This window comes from Streptomyces sp. 8N616 (genome assembly GCF_052246385.1).
Taxonomy (GTDB): Bacteria; Actinomycetota; Actinomycetes; order Streptomycetales; family Streptomycetaceae; genus Streptomyces.
On record NZ_JBQQBY010000001.1, the window covers coordinates 240,176 to 254,440 of the forward strand.

Genomic DNA, 14,265 nt, shown 5'->3' on the forward strand with positions numbered 1-14,265 from the left:
CCGGATGCCCGAGTGGACCGCGCTCGCCGAGCACCGGGAAAGGCTCGGGGAGGTGTCGCTGCGTCAGCTGTTCGACGCCGATCCGGCTCGTGGCGAGCGCTACTCCCTGCAGGTCGGTGATCTGCACCTGGACTACTCCAAGCACCTGGTCACGGACGAGACGCTGGGGCTGCTGCGCGACCTGGCGGCGGCGACCGGAGTGGCCGGGCTCAGGGACGCCATGTTCCGCGGCGAGAAGATCAACATCACCGAGAACCGCGCCGTGCTGCACACCGCCCTCCGCGCCCCGCGCGACACGGTGATCGAGGTCGACGGCGAGAACGTGGTGCCCAGGGTCCACGCCGTGCTCGACAAGATGACCGGCTTCGCCGACTCCGTCCGCGCCGGTAAATGGGTCGGCTCGACCGGCGTCCGGATCCGGAACGTCGTCAACATCGGTATCGGCGGCTCGGACCTCGGCCCCGCGATGGCCTACGAAGCGCTGCGCCCCTACACCGACCGCTCGCTGACCTTCCGGTTCGTCTCCAATGTCGACGGCGCGGACCTGCACGAGGCGGTACGGGACCTGAACCCGGCCGAGACGCTCTTCATCGTCGCGTCGAAGACCTTCACCACCATCGAGACGGTCACCAACGCCACGTCCGCCCGCACGTGGCTGCTGGACGGCCTCGGTGCGGACGAGTCGGCGGTGCCTTTCCACTTCGTGGCACTGTCCACGAACGCCGCCGAGGTGAAGAAGTTCGGCATCGACACGGAGAACATGTTCGAGTTCTGGGACTGGGTCGGCGGCCGCTACTCCTTCGACTCGGCCATCGGCCTCTCCCTGATGATCGCCATCGGCCCGGAGCGCTTCCGCGAGCTGCTGGCCGGCTTCCACCTCGTCGACGAGCACTTCCGCACCGCCCCGCCCGAGGCCAACGCCCCGCTGCTGCTGGGCCTGCTGGGCATCTGGTACGGCGGCTTCCACGACGCCCAGTCGCACGCCGTACTGCCGTACAGCCACTACCTGTCGAAGTTCACCGCGTACCTGCAGCAGCTGGACATGGAGTCCAACGGCAAGTCCGTGGACCGAGAGGGCAACCCGGTGCACTGGCAGACGGGACCGGTCGTCTGGGGCACCCCCGGCACCAACGGCCAGCACGCGTACTACCAGCTGCTCCACCAGGGCACGAAGATGATCCCCGCCGACCTCATCGGCTTCGCCCGGCCGGTCGAGGAGCTGAGCCCCGAACTCGCCGCGCAGCACGACCTGTTGATGGCCAACCTGTTCGCGCAGGGGCAGGCGCTCGCCTTCGGCAAGACCGCGGAGGAGGTCCGGGCCCAGGGCGTCGCGGAGGAGCAGGTCCCGCACCGCACCTTCCGCGGGAACCACCCCACGACGACCATCCTGGCGAGCGAACTCAGCCCGTCCGTACTGGGCCAGCTCATCGCGCTGTACGAGCAGAAGGTCTTCGTGCAGGGCGCGGTCTGGAACATCGACTCCTTCGACCAGTGGGGCGTCGAGCTCGGCAAGGTCCTCGCCAAGCGGATCGAACCGGTGCTCACGCAGGGCACGGGCGCAGAGGACCTGGACGGCTCGACGGCCGCTCTGGTCGCCAAGTACCGCGGGCTGCGCGGCCGCTGAGCCGCCCTTCGAACTCCTCAGAGAGGCGGCCCCCGCACACGCGCTGTGCGGGGGCCGCCTCTATGAGAAGTTCAGGGCGAAGCCGGTGGGTACAGGCCGCGGGGGAGCTGGGCGGCCGCGGCCGCGTCCAGCAGCCACAGCGTGCGCCCGCGCCCGTACGCCCCGGCCGCGGGGGCCTGTATCTCGCCCGTCCCGGACAGCGCGATCGCGGCTGCCTTCGCCTTGTCCTCGCCCGCGGCGAGCAGCCACACCTCGCGCGCGGCCCGGATCGCCGGGAGCGTGAGCGAGATCCGGGTGGACGGCGGCTTGGGCGCGCCGCGTACGCCGACGACCGTGCGCTCGGTCTCCCGTACGCCCGGCAGCTCCGGGAAGAGCGAGGCCACGTGGGTGTCGGGGCCGACGCCCAGCAGGAGCACGTCGAAGGACGGGACCGAGGCGTGGTTCTCGGGCCGTGCGGCGGCCGCGAGCTCGGACGCGTACGCCTCCGCCGCGGCCTCCACGTCCGTGCCGTACGGCCCGTCCGAGGCCGCCATCGGGTGCACCCGCTTCGGGTCGAGCGGAACGGCGTCCAGCAGCGCCTTCCGGGCCTGCGTGACGTTGCGCTCGGGATCGCCCTCCGGCAGGAACCGCTCGTCACCCCACCACAGGTCCAGCCGGGACCAGTCCACCGCGTCCCGGGCCGGGGACTCGGCGAGCGCGGCGAGCAGGCCGTTGCCGTTGCGGCCGCCGGTGAGGACCACGGAGGCCGAGCCGCGGGCCGCCTGGGCGTCCACGATCTTCGTGATCAGGCGGGCCGCCGCGGCCTTCGCCATCAGATCCTTGTCGCGGTGGACGACGACCTGCGGAGCGCTCACGTGGCCGTCGCCTCCCTGGCCGCGGGCTTGCCGGCCTGCTCCGCCGCAGACGCCTGGCCCGCTTCGCCCGACGGAGCGGCCGCGGTGGCCGAGGAAGCCGACCCGCCCGGCGCCATCCCCACGCCCGCTTCGATGACCCTCTTGCCGTGCGCGGTCACGCCGAACTTGATCGTCGACGCGTACATCTCGTCCGGGTCGAGCCGCCGCAGCTCCTCCGCGATCAGCTCGGAGGTCTCGCGGCGGGGCAGTGCCACGTGCCGGTCCGGCTGTCCGGGCATCGCCAGCTCCGCCAGCCGCCCGTTCGTCCGGTCCAGGCAGATCGAACCGTCGACGGTCTCCAGACGTACGGCCGTGAGGCCTGGCCCCTCGGAGACCGTGCGCTCGACCGGCACCGCGAGCCTTTCGGCGAGCCACAGCGCCAGCAGCTCACTGCTCGGGTTGTACGCCTCGGCCTCGACGACCACGGAGGTGATCTTCGAGTGCCGCTGGTCCAGGGCGGCCGCGAGCACGCTCCGCCACGGGGTGATCCGGGTCCAGGCCAGGTCGGTGTCGCCCGGCGCGTACGTCCTGGCCCGCTGACCCAGCGCGGCGACCGGGTCCTCGGTGGCCGCCGCGTCGGTGATACGGCGCGCGGCCAACTGCCCGAGGAGGTCCGCAGCCGGATTTTCGGGGGCTTCCTCGGGCCACCACACGACCACCGGGGCGTCCGGGAGCAGCAGCGGCAGGACGACCGAGTGGGCGTGGTTGGCGAGCTCGCCGTGCAGCCGCAGCAGCACCGTCTCCCCGGTGCCGGTCTCGCCGCCGACCCGCACCTCTGCGTCCAGCCGGGCCATCTTGCGGTCGCGGGGCGAGCGGCCCGGCCGCTTGATGACCACGAGGATGCGGGAGGGGTGCTCCTTGGACGCCTCGCTCGCAGCCTTGAGGGCGTCGTAGTGGTTTCCCTCGTCGGTGACGATGACGAGGGTCAGCACCATGCCGACGGCCGGGGATCCGGTCGCCCGGCGCGCCTTGACCAGGGCGGCGTTGATCTGGCCGGACGTGGTCTCCGTGAGATCGATGTTCATGGCCGGCGCCAGCACCTTCCGTCTCGTGCGAGCATCTCGTCCGCCGCCTTCGGTCCCCACGTCCCGGCGGTGTACTGCTCGGGCGTGCCGTGCTTGTCCCAGTACGCCTCGACCGGGTCGAGGATCCGCCAGGACTCCTCGACCTCCTGGTGGCGGGGGAAGAGGTTCGCGTCGCCCAGCAGCACGTCGAGCAGCAGCCGCTCGTACGCCTCGGGGCTGGACTCGGTGAAGGACTCGCCGTACGCGAAGTCCATCGTCACGTCCCGGATCTCCATGGAGGTGCCGGGTACCTTGGAGCCGAACCGGATGGTGACGCCCTCGTCCGGCTGCACCCTGATGACCAGGGCGTTCTGCCCCAGCTCCTGGGTGTCGGTGGTGTCGAAGGGGGAGTGCGGGGCGCGCTGGAAGACCACCGCGATCTCGGTCACCCGGCGGCCGAGCCGCTTGCCGGTGCGCAGGTAGAAGGGAACGCCCGCCCACCGGCGGTTGTCGATCTCCAGCTTGATCGCGGCGTAGGTGTCGGTGCGCGAGCCCGGGTCGATGCCCTCCTCCTCGAGATAGCCGAGCACCTCCTCGCCGCCCTGCCAGCCGTGCGCGTACTGGCCGCGTACGGTGTGCTTGCCCAGCTCCCTGGGCAGCTTGACCGCCTTCAGGACCTTCAGCTTCTCGGTGACGAGAGCCTTGGCGTCGAAGGAGGAGGGCTCCTCCATGGCGGTCAGCGCCAGCAGCTGGAGCAGGTGGTTCTGGATCACGTCACGGGCGGCGCCGATGCCGTCGTAGTAGCCGGCGCGGCCGCCGATGCCGATGTCCTCGGCCATCGTGATCTGTACGTGGTCCACGTACGACCGGTTCCACAGCGGCTCGAACATCGTGTTGGCGAAGCGCAGCGCCAGGATGTTCTGGACCGTCTCCTTGCCCAGGTAGTGGTCGATCCGGAAGACGTCGGACGGCCGGAAGACCTCGTGGACGACCTGGTTGAGCTCCTGGGCGCTGGCCAGGTCGTGGCCGAAGGGCTTCTCGATGACGGCGCGCCGCCAGGAGTCGCCTGTGCCCTCCGAGAGGCCGTGCCCCTTCAGCTGCTGCACGACGGTGGGGAAGAACTTCGGCGGGACCGACAGGTAGAAGGCGAAGTTGCCGCCCGTCCCCCGCGCCTTGTCCAGCTCGTCGATCGTCGCCTTCAGCTTCTCGAAGGCCTCGTCGTCGGAGAACTGGCCGGGTACGAAGCGGAAGCCCTCGGCCAGCTGCTGCCAGACCTCCTCGCGGAACGGGGTCCGCGCGTGCTCCTTGACCGCGTCGTGCACGACCTGCGCGAAGTCCTCGTGGTCCCATTCCCGGCGGGCGAAGCCGACCAGGGAGAAGCCCGGCGGCAGCAACCCGCGATTGGCCAGGTCGTAGACCGCAGGCATCAGCTTCTTACGGGACAGATCGCCCGTGACGCCGAAGATGACCAGGCCGGACGGCCCCGCGATACGCGGGAGCCGCCGGTCCTTTGCGTCACGCAGCGGGTTGCTGCTGGTCAATTCACGCCTCCGGAGGAGCGAGGCGCTTGAGCTCCGCCTCGGTGGACTTCAGCAGGTCGTTCCAGGAGACCTCGAACTTGTCGACGCCCTCGTCCTCGAGAAGCTGGACGACCTCGTCGTAGTCGATGCCCAGATTCGCGAGCGCGTCGAGATCGGCCCTGGCCTGCTCGTAGGTGCCGCGCACGGTGTCACCGGTGATCCGGCCGTGGTCCGCGACCGCCTGGAGGGTGGCCTCCGGCATGGTGTTGACGGTGCCCGGGGCGACGAGTTCGTCTACGTACAGCGTGTCCTTGTACGCCTTGTCCTTGACGCCGGTGGAGGCCCACAGCGGCCGCTGCCGGTTGGCGCCGTCCCTATCCAGGGCGGCCCAGCGATCGGACCCGAAGACCTCCTCGTACGCCTCGTAGGCGAGCCGGGCGTTGGCGATGGCGGCCTTGCCGCGCAGCTCCTTGGCCTCCGGGGTGCCCAGGGCGTCGAGCCGCTTGTCGACCTCGGTGTCCACGCGGGACACGAAGAAGGACGCCACCGACTCGATCTTCGACAGGTCCAGGCCCGCGGCCTTGGCCTTCTCCAGGCCGGAGAGGTAGGCGTCCATGACCTCGCGGTAGCGCTCGAGCGAGAAGATCAGCGTGACGTTGACGCTGATGCCCTTGCCGATGGCCTCGGTGATCGCCGGGAGGCCCGCCTTGGTGGCCGGGATCTTGATGAAGGTGTTCGGCCGGTCGACCAGCCAGGCCAGCTGCTTGGCCTCGGCGACCGTGGCGCGGGTGTTGTGCGCCAGGCGCGGGTCGACCTCGATGGAGACCCGGCCGTCGCGCCCGCCGGTCGCGTCGAAGACCGGGCGCAGCACATCGGCGGCGTCCCTGACGTCCGCAGTCGTGATCATGCGGAGAGCCTCCTCGACCGTGACCTTACGGGCGGCGAGGTCGGCGACCTGCTGCTCGTAGCCGTCGCCGCTGGAGATCGCCTTCTGGAAGATCGTCGGGTTCGTGGTCACCCCGACCACGTGCTGCTGGTCGATCAGCTCGGCGAGGTTGCCGGACGTGATGCGCTGGCGCGACAGGTCGTCGAGCCAGATCGCCACGCCTTCGTCGGAGAGCCGCTTGAGTGCGTCTGCCATGGGAAATGCATCTCCTACTCGTCGTATACCTGCGTCAGCGACCGGCGGCGGCCAGAGATTCCCGGGCTGCGGCCTCGACCGCGTCCGCGGTCAGACCGAACTCGCGGAACAGCACCTTGTAGTCGGCGGAGGCGCCGAAGTGCTCCAGCGAGACGACCCGGCCGGCGTCGCCGACGTAGCGGTGCCAGGTCAGGCCGATCCCGGCCTCCACGGCCACCCGCGCCCTCACGGACGGCGGCAGCACGCTGTCGCGGTACCCCGGGTCCTGCTCCTCGAACCACTCGACGCATGGCATCGAGACCACGCGGGTCGGGACGCCGGTGGCCTGGAGCTTCTCGCGCGCCTTGACGGCGAGCTGCACCTCGGAGCCGGTGGCGACGAGGATCACCTCGGGCGAGCCGCCGTCGGCCTCGAGGAACACGTAACCGCCCTTGGCGGCGTCCTCGTTGAGCTCGTACGTCGGCACGTTCTGCCGGGTCAGCGCCAGGCCGTGCGGGGCGGGATCGGCGCTGTGCCGGCGCATGACCTCGCGCCAGGCGATGGCGGTCTCGTTGGCGTCGGCCGGGCGGACCATGTTCAGGCCGGGGATGGCGCGCAGCGCGGCCAGGTGCTCGACCGGCTGGTGGGTCGGGCCGTCCTCGCCCAGGCCGATGGAGTCGTGCGTCCAGACGTACGTGACCGGCAGCTTCATCAGGGCGGCCAGCCGGACGGCCGGGCGCATGTAGTCCGAGAAGACCAGGAACGTGCCGCCGTAGATCCGGGTGTTGCCGTGCAGCGCCACGCCGTTCATGGTCGAGCCCATGGCGTGCTCGCGGATGCCGAAGTGCACGGTGCGGCCGTACGGGTTCGCCTCCGGCAGCGGGTTGTCCGCGGGCAGGAAGGACGACGAGGCGTCGATCGTGGTGTTGTTCGAGCCGGCCAGGTCGGCGGAGCCGCCCCACAGCTCGGGGATCACGCCGCCGAGCGCCTTGAGGACCTCACCGGAGGCCTTGCGGGTGGCGACGTCCTTGCCGGCCTCGAAAACCGGCACCTTCTGCTCCCAGCCGTCGGGCAGTTCGCCCGCCGCGATGCGGTCGAACTCGGCGGCGCGCTGCGGGTTGGCGCCGCGCCACTCCTGGAACTGCTTGTCCCAGGCGGCGCGCGCCTCGCGGCCGCGGTCGAGCGCCTTGCGGGTGTGGGCGATGACCTCGTCCTCGACCTGGAAGTCCCGCTCCGCGTCGAAGCCCAGCACGCGCTTGGTCGCCGCGACCTCCTCCGCGCCGAGCGCCGAGCCGTGGGCGGCCTCGGTGTTCTGCGCGTTGGGAGCCGGCCAGGCGATGATCGTGCGTGCGGCGATGATGGAGGGGCGCTCGGTCTCGGCCTGTGCCGCCCTGAGCGCCGCGTACAGCGCCTGCACGTCGAAGTCGCCCGACGGGTCCTGCTCGATGCGCAGGACGTGCCAGCCGTACGCCTCGTAGCGCTTCAGGACGTCCTCGGAGAGCGCGGTCGCGGTGTCACCCTCGATGGAGATGTGGTTGTCGTCGTAGAGGGCGACGATGCTGCCGAGCTTCTGGTGGCCCGCCAGCGAGCCGGCCTCCGCCGAGATGCCCTCCTCCAGGTCGCCGTCGGAGACGATCGTCCAGATGGTGTGGTCGAAGGGAGAGGCGCCCTGGGGTGCGTCCGGGTCGAACAGGCCGCGCTCGTAGCGGGCGGCCATCGCCATGCCCACCGCGTTGGCGATGCCCTGGCCGAGCGGTCCCGTCGTGGTCTCGACGCCGGTCGTGTGGCCGTACTCCGGGTGGCCCGGGGTCTTGCTGCCCCAGGTGCGGAAGGCCTTCAGATCGTCCAGCTCCAGGCCGTAACCGGCCATGTAGAGCTGGATGTAGAGAGTCAGGCTGGTGTGGCCGGGGGACAGCACGAAGCGGTCGCGGCCCGTCCACTGCGCGTCGGACGGGTCGTGCCGCATCAGCTTCTGGAAGAGCATGTACGCGGCGGGAGCGAGGCTCATGGCCGTGCCCGGGTGGCCGTTACCGACCTTCTGCACGGAATCCATGGCCAGGACGCGTACGGTGTCGACGGACCGCTGGTCCAGTTCGGTCCACTCGAGGTCTGTGGTGGTCGGCTTGGTGCTCACCCTGAGTCAGGGCTCCTCTCCACATGTCGAATGCCGGTGACGTTCTGCACACCGGCGGTGTTGAGCCTACCCTCGGCTCCCGGCCCTGCCCTGCGGGGCAATGAGGAGTACGTCAGCCTGCGCGACGAGCCGTGGACAGCGCGGCGGACAACACGACGGACCCCCGCGGCGGGCGGCGTATCCGCTACGTCTAGAGTGGCGTGGTACGCGCAAGTCTTTACCGGCCTCCCGGTCCGGTGCTTGCTGGTCCGTGCCCGCGGCGCAAGCCGCTGAGGTCGCTTTACAGGGGTGTGCGTGACGGCCGTCGATTCCCGTCCTGCGGGTGGGGGCACCCCCCATGCCGGAAGGGCTGTGGGAGGGGGCACCTCCCATGCCCGAAGGGCTATGGGGGAGCTCGCGGAAGTTCCCGGTCACCGGCCGTTCGGGGCCCGCGCCAAGGCTTTTGTGGCGCTGACGAAGCCGCGGATCATCGAGCTGCTGCTGATCACCACGGTCCCGGTGATGTTCCTCGCCGAACAGGGCGTGCCCAACCTGTGGCTGGTGCTCGCCACCTGCATCGGCGGCTACCTCTCCGCGGGCGGCGCGAACGCGCTCAACATGTACATCGACCGCGACATCGACGCGCTCATGGACCGCACCTCGCAGCGGCCGCTGGTGACCGGGATGGTCTCGCCGCGCGAGAGCCTGGTCTTCGGCCTCGCGCTGGCCGTGATCTCCACGCTGTGGTTCGGCCTTCTGGTCAACTGGCTGTCGGCGGCCCTCTCGCTCGCAGCGCTGCTTTTCTACGTCATCGTCTACACGATGTGGCTCAAGCGCCGTACCGCACAGAACATCGTGTGGGGCGGCATCGCGGGCTGCATGCCGGTCTTCATCGGCTGGTCCGCCGTGACCAACTCCGTCTCCTGGGCCGGGCTGGTCCTCTTCCTCGTCATCTTCTTCTGGACGCCGCCGCACTACTGGCCGCTGTCGATGAAGGTGAAGGAGGACTACGCGCGCGTGGGCGTGCCGATGCTTCCTGTCGTCGCCTCCAACGCCGTGGTCGCCCGGCAGATCGTGCTCTACAGCTGGGTCATGGTGGGCGTCTCGCTCGCGCTCTGGCCGCTGGGGTACGTCGGGTGGTTCTACCCCTTGATCGCGGTCGTGGCGGGCGCCTGGTGGCTCAAGGAGGCGCACGCGCTGCGGGCCCGCGCCAAGGCCGGGATCACGGGCGCGAAGCTCAAGGAGATGCGGCTGTTCCACTGGTCCATCACCTACGTCTCGATCCTGTTCGTGGCCATCGCCGTGGACCCCTTCCTGCGTTAGCTGCGGCGCTGGTTTCGCGCTGAGGCGGCCCTCACCCGGCGGTTTTGAGGGGCGCCCTCTTAAAACGCAGTACCGGCGAGTAGCATTCAGGCATGGCAGAGACTCAGCAGCAGGTCGACGAGACAAAGCGGGACGACGCCCGCGCCGAGCGCAGGGCCGGCAGGCTCGCGAAGCAGATCAAGCACTTCGCCCGGAGCCACGGCGGCAGCGCCGAGGGCCAGCTCGCCTACCTCGGCCAGAGGGGCACCCGCATCGTGCTGGTCGGCGAGGACGGCGCCTGGGGCGACCTCGTGGCCCCCGACCACGCGATAGCGCAGCGCGCCGCGGAGCAGGCCGGCCTCACCCTCCACGAGTCCTTCGACGGCGACCTCGCGGCCAAGGTCCGCACCGGCCCGTACGAGTGGTCCCGCATGGCGGGCATCCAGGTCGGCGGTCCGAGCAACACCTGAGGCGCGACCCGCCCGTTAGACCGTGCGACGGCTGACGACGGAGGGCGGGCGCTGTGATCGAATTGCCACCGCTGGTGGACCAGCACTGCCATGGCGTGTTCCGCACGGAGCTCGGCCTCGGCACGTTCGAGACGCACCTCACCCAGTCCGCCTCGCCCGCCGCACCCGGTACCACCTTCTTCGACACCCAGACCGGCTTCGCCGTCCGCCGCTGGTGCCCGCCGCTGCTCGGCCTCGAACCGCACTGCATGCCCGCCCGCTACCTCGCGCGGCGCCGCGAACTCGGCGTCCTGGAGGCGGGCAGGCGGCTGCTGCGCTCCACCGGCATCGGCACGTACCTGGTGGACACCGGGCTGACCGGGGACCTCACGGAGCCGTCCGAGCTTGCCGCCGCCGGGGACGCCGCGGCCCACGAGATCGTGCGCCTCGAGCTGCTCGCGGAGCAGGTCGCCGACACCTCGGGCACCGCCGACGGCTTCCTGACCAACCTCGCCGAGGCGGTGCACGGCGCCGCCCAGTCGGCCGTCGGCTTCGCTTCGGTCGCCAGCTGCCGGGACGGCCTCGCGCTCGCGCCCGAGCCGCCGGGCCCCGGCGGGGTGCGCCGGTCGGCCGGGCGCTGGCTGTCGGGACGCCGGGTCGGCGACCGCCTCACCGACCCCGTGCTCCTCAGCCACCTGCTCTGGACGGCGGTCGCGACGGGGCTGCCGCTCCAGCTGCACGGCGGGGTCGGCGGCGCCGAGCTGCGTATCGACCGCACGGATCCGATGCTGCTGACCGACTTCGTACGGGCCACCGCCGGGCTCGGTACGGATCTGGTGTTGCTGCACGGCTACCCATACCACCGGCAGGCGGCCTGCCTGGCCGACGTCTTCCCGCATGTGTACGCGGACCTCGGGCCCGCGCTCGCCCGTACGGGGCCACGCGCGCGTACCGTCCTCGCGGAGGCGCTGGAGCTCGCGCCCTTCGGGAAGCTGCTCTTCTCGACCGGCGGGCACGGGCTGCCGGAGCTGCACGTGGTGGGTGCGCGGCTCTTCCACGAGGCGCTGGGCCGGCTGCTGACCGAGTGGGTGGCCGAGGGCGTGTGGTCGCGGGCCGACGCGGGGAGGGTCGCGGGGCTGATCGCGGCGGGCAACGCCCGCCGGGTGTACGGGCTCACGGACCCGGCGGGCCGCTCAGACGGCGGCGGCCGGAACGGCTGAACCCTCCTGGGCGGGGCCGGGCCCCGGCACACCGGGCTCGGAGACCGGCCGCTCGCGCAGCGACAGCAGCACGCGCAGCACGGCGATCCACACCAGGGCCGAGCCCAGCATGTGCAGCCCGACCAGGACCTCGGGCAGCTCGGTGAAGTACTGGACGTAGCCGATGGCGCCCTGCGCCAGCAGGACCAGGACGAGATCGCGAGTGCGGCGGCGCGGGCCGTCGGGGGCGTCCACGGCCTTCAGCACGATCCACAGGCCGAGCGTGAGCGCGACGACGATCCACGCCATGGCGGCGTGGACCTGCGCCACCAGCTTCAGGTCCTCGAACATCCGGGGCACCTGGCTGTTGTCGCCCGGGTGCGGCCCCGACCCGGTGACGACCGTGCCCGCGGCGATCAGCAGCCCGGCGCAGACGGTGAGCCCCCGCGCCAGCCGCCGCACCGACACACCGACCAGCGGGCGCGGCTCGGCGTCGCCCTCGCGGGAGCGCAGCCAGGTCAGCGTGGCCACCGTCAGCAGCACGGTGGCGGCAAGGAAGTGCCCGGCGACGGTGTACGGGTTGAGGTCGGTGAGCACGGTCACGCCGCCGATCACGCCGTTCCCCATCACCACCCAGAACTGCGACCAGGCCAGCCGCGACAGCCCCCGGGTCGGCCGCTTGGCGGCGCGTACCGTGATGATCGCCCAGCCGACGGCCGCGCACAGCACGTACGTGAGCATCCGGTTGCCGAACTCGATCGCGCCGTGGATGCCCATCTCCGAGGTGGCGATCAGGCTGTTGTCCGAGCACTTCGGCCAGGTGTCGCAGCCCAGTCCGGATGCGGTCAGCCGGACGGCGCCGCCGGTGACGACGATGAACACGCTCATCAGCAGCGCGGTGAGGGTGGCGCGTTCCACGGTGCGCTGGGTGGGTGTCCAGCGGGCGGCGATGTACGCGACGGGGTTGCGTACGACTTCGAGCAGATTCGGCACGGGCCTATCGTAGGCGGCGCTTGTGCACGACTTCACAACCACCCCCCGCACGCCGCCGGCACGGCGGACGGGCCGTGAGGGATGCGCTCATTCCCAGAGGGATGCGCTCATTCCCAGCGGAAGAAGCGGGTCGCGGCGCCCAGGCCGAGCACCGCCCACGCCGCGAGAATGCCCAGATCGCCCAAGGGGATGTGGGCTCCGTGCTGGAGCACATCCCGCAGCCCGTCCGACAGCGCCGAGATCGGCAGCAGCTCCAGCACGCCCTGCGCCGCCTCCGGGAACTTGTCCAGTGGCACGATGACCCCGCCGCCGACCAGCAGGAGCAGGAAGACCAGGTTCGCGGCCGCCAGGGTGGCCTCCGCCCTGAGGGTGCCCGCCATCAGCAGGCCGAGCCCCGAGAAGGCGGCCGTGCCGAGGACGAGCAGCAGCAGGACGTACAGCGGATTGCCCCGGGGCGACCAGCCCAGCGCGAAGGCCACCAGCGTCAGCAGCGCGATCTGCAGCACTTCGGTGACCAGCACCGAGCCCGTCTTCGCGGTCATCAGCGCCCACCGCGGCAGCGGCGAGGCGCCGAGGCGCTTGAGGACGCCGTACCGCCGCTCGAAGCCGGTGGCGATGGCCTGCCCGGTGAAGGCCGTGGACATCACGGCGAGCGCCAGGACCCCCGGTGCCAGGAAGTCCACCGCCTCGCCCTCACCCGTATCGACGATGTCGACCGCGCCGAAGAGCGTCAGCAGGAGAGTCGGGATAACGACGGTCAGCAGGAGCTGCTCGCCGTTGCGCAGCAGCATCCGGGTCTCCAGCGCCGTCTGCGCGGCGATCATCCGGGCCAGCGGCGCCCGGCCCGGCTGCGGGGCGAACGTGCCGGCGGCCGTGCCGGTCGCGCCGGTCGTGCCGGTGGCGGTCATGCGCGCAGCTCCTTGCCGGTCAGCTCCAGGAAGACGTCCTCCAGGGTGTGCCGTTCGACCGAGATCCGGTCCGGCATCACGCCGTGCTGTGCGCACCAGGAGGTGACGGTGGCCAGCAGTTGCGGGTCGACCTTGCCGGTGATCCGGTACGTGCCCGGCGTGAGCTCGGCGGCCACGGTGTCGGCGGGCAGCGCCTTGAGGAGCGTGGCGAGATCGAGGGCGGGCCGCCCGGTGAAGCGCAGGGTGTTCTCGGCGCCGCCCCGGCACAACTCCTCGGGGCTGCCCTGTGCCGCGACCCTCCCCCCGTCGATGATCGCGACGTCGTCCGCGAGCTGCTCGGCCTCGTCCATGTAGTGGGTGGTCAGGACGACGGTTACGCCGTCGGAGCGCAGCTCGCGCACCAGGTCCCAGGTGGCGTGCCTGGCCTGCGGGTCGAGTCCGGCGGTCGGCTCGTCGAGGAAGACCAGCTCGGGCCGTCCCACGACAGCCATGGCGAGCGCGAGCCGCTGCTGCTGGCCGCCGGAGAGCCGGCGGTAGGCCGTACGGCCGCAGCCGCCGAGGCCGAGGCGCTCGATGAGCGAACCGACTTCCACCGGGTGGGCGTGCAGTTTGGCGATGTGGCGCAGCATCTCTTCTGCACGGGCGCCGGGATAAACCCCGCCCGATTGGAGCATCACGCCGATGCGCGGGCGCAGGGCGGCGGCGTCGGCGACCGGGTCGAGTCCGAGGACCCGGACTTTCCCCGCGTCGGGCCGCCGGTAGCCCTCGCAGGTCTCGACGGTGGTGGTCTTCCCGGCGCCGTTGGGGCCGAGTATCGCGGTGATCGTGCCTGCCCCGACGGAGAGGTCGAGGCCGCCCACCGCGGTCTTCCGGCCGTACCGCTTGACCAGTCCTTGGACCTGGACGACGGGCTCTTGGCCGGGGGGCCTGGGGGCGCCCCCAGCATGAGCTGGGGGAGGGTCGCCCCCCGGGAGGACACTGCGCATGCCGGGAAGTCTACGAACCGGAGCCGGGCGCGCCGCCGTCAGGGGCGAAAGCCCGGCGGGATCCGGCCAGTGCGCAGCCCGGACCTCGCCGTTTAGGTAACCCTTAGTGACCGAGCCCACCCCCGGCCGAATGGATCTCCGCTTGTCGCAGTCC

At 71.3% G+C, this 14,265-nt stretch carries 12 protein-coding genes; 4 read left to right on the forward strand and 8 right to left on the reverse strand.

Translation table 11 applies throughout. The features are described 5' to 3' along the window. Nucleotides 1-4 precede the first annotated feature (4 nt). Nucleotides 5-1,624 carry a glucose-6-phosphate isomerase gene (gene pgi / locus ACTWQC_RS01060; RefSeq protein ID WP_443313533.1) on the forward strand — a complete coding sequence of 540 codons (1,620 nt, stop codon included), beginning with the start codon at nucleotides 5-7 and terminating at the stop codon, nucleotides 1,622-1,624. A gap of 71 nt (nucleotides 1,625-1,695) precedes the next feature. Here pgi and pgl read toward each other — a convergent pair whose 3' ends face one another. The 5 genes from pgl to tkt are packed head-to-tail and all read right to left on the reverse strand — an operon-like array spanning nucleotide 1,696 to nucleotide 8,295. After that, nucleotides 1,696-2,436, reverse strand: a complete 741-nt coding sequence (gene pgl / locus ACTWQC_RS01065) for a 6-phosphogluconolactonase (protein WP_443313648.1) — start codon at nucleotides 2,434-2,436, stop codon at nucleotides 1,696-1,698. Nucleotides 2,437-2,474: 38 nt separating this feature from the next. Continuing rightward, nucleotides 2,475-3,542, reverse strand: a complete 1,068-nt coding sequence (gene opcA, locus ACTWQC_RS01070) for a glucose-6-phosphate dehydrogenase assembly protein OpcA (protein ID WP_443313534.1) — start codon at nucleotides 3,540-3,542, stop codon at nucleotides 2,475-2,477. Then, a complete protein-coding gene (zwf, locus tag ACTWQC_RS01075; protein ID WP_443313535.1) occupies nucleotides 3,539-5,062 on the reverse strand; it encodes a glucose-6-phosphate dehydrogenase in 1,524 nt (507 codons plus the stop codon). The genes opcA and zwf overlap by 4 nt, the downstream gene beginning before the upstream one ends. 1 nt (nucleotide 5,063) lies before the next feature. Beyond that, nucleotides 5,064-6,182 (reverse strand): transaldolase, encoded by a 1,119-nt coding sequence (tal, locus tag ACTWQC_RS01080; protein ID WP_443313536.1) that lies wholly within the window; start codon nucleotides 6,180-6,182, stop codon nucleotides 5,064-5,066. A gap of 34 nt (nucleotides 6,183-6,216) precedes the next feature. Then, a complete protein-coding gene (tkt, locus tag ACTWQC_RS01085; RefSeq protein WP_443313537.1) occupies nucleotides 6,217-8,295 on the reverse strand; it encodes a transketolase in 2,079 nt (692 codons plus the stop codon). Nucleotides 8,296-8,589: 294 nt separating this feature from the next. Between tkt and ACTWQC_RS01090 the strand changes: the two genes are divergently transcribed. The 3 genes from ACTWQC_RS01090 (at nucleotide 8,590) to ACTWQC_RS01100 (ending at nucleotide 11,245) form a co-directional block, all read left to right on the forward strand. Next, entirely contained in the window at nucleotides 8,590-9,597 is a 1,008-nt protein-coding gene (locus ACTWQC_RS01090; RefSeq protein WP_443313538.1) for a heme o synthase, read from the forward strand. 92 nt (nucleotides 9,598-9,689) lie between these two features. After that, entirely contained in the window at nucleotides 9,690-10,046 is a 357-nt protein-coding gene (locus tag ACTWQC_RS01095; protein ID WP_443313539.1) for a hypothetical protein, read from the forward strand. Between the two features lie 53 nt (nucleotides 10,047-10,099). After that, the gene (locus ACTWQC_RS01100; RefSeq protein ID WP_443313540.1) at nucleotides 10,100-11,245 is read left to right on the forward strand and encodes an amidohydrolase family protein; all 1,146 of its coding nucleotides are present in this window, start codon (nucleotides 10,100-10,102) and stop codon (nucleotides 11,243-11,245) included. Here ACTWQC_RS01100 and ACTWQC_RS01105 read toward each other — a convergent pair. From ACTWQC_RS01105 to ACTWQC_RS01115, 3 genes are all read right to left on the reverse strand, one after another. Next, a complete protein-coding gene (locus ACTWQC_RS01105) occupies nucleotides 11,219-12,217 on the reverse strand; it encodes a COX15/CtaA family protein (protein WP_443313541.1) in 999 nt (332 codons plus the stop codon). The genes ACTWQC_RS01100 and ACTWQC_RS01105 overlap by 27 nt on opposite strands. Before the next feature lie 107 nt (nucleotides 12,218-12,324). Then, nucleotides 12,325-13,125 carry an ABC transporter permease gene (locus ACTWQC_RS01110; RefSeq protein WP_443313542.1) on the reverse strand — a complete coding sequence of 267 codons (801 nt, stop codon included), beginning with the start codon at nucleotides 13,123-13,125 and terminating at the stop codon, nucleotides 12,325-12,327. Beyond that, a complete protein-coding gene (locus ACTWQC_RS01115) occupies nucleotides 13,122-14,111 on the reverse strand; it encodes an ABC transporter ATP-binding protein (RefSeq protein ID WP_443313543.1) in 990 nt (329 codons plus the stop codon). The genes ACTWQC_RS01110 and ACTWQC_RS01115 overlap by 4 nt, the downstream gene beginning before the upstream one ends. Between the last annotated feature and the right edge of the window lie 154 nt (nucleotides 14,112-14,265).

Bases quoted from the DNA above. Each gene is read 5' to 3' on its own strand.
- pgi (WP_443313533.1), top strand. From the start codon at position 5: ATGCCCGAGTGGACCGCGCTCGCCGAGCACCGGGAAAGGCTCGGGGAG.
- pgl (WP_443313648.1), bottom strand. From the start codon at position 2,436: ATGGCGAAGGCCGCGGCGGCCCGCCTGATCACGAAGATCGTGGACGCC.
- opcA (WP_443313534.1), bottom strand. From the start codon at position 3,542: ATGAACATCGATCTCACGGAGACCACGTCCGGCCAGATCAACGCCGCC.
- tal (WP_443313536.1), bottom strand. From the start codon at position 6,182: ATGGCAGACGCACTCAAGCGGCTCTCCGACGAAGGCGTGGCGATCTGG.
- ACTWQC_RS01095 (WP_443313539.1), top strand. From the start codon at position 9,690: ATGGCAGAGACTCAGCAGCAGGTCGACGAGACAAAGCGGGACGACGCC.
- ACTWQC_RS01110 (WP_443313542.1), bottom strand. From the start codon at position 13,125: ATGACCGCCACCGGCACGACCGGCGCGACCGGCACGGCCGCCGGCACG.
- ACTWQC_RS01115 (WP_443313543.1), bottom strand. From the start codon at position 14,111: ATGCGCAGTGTCCTCCCGGGGGGCGACCCTCCCCCAGCTCATGCTGGG.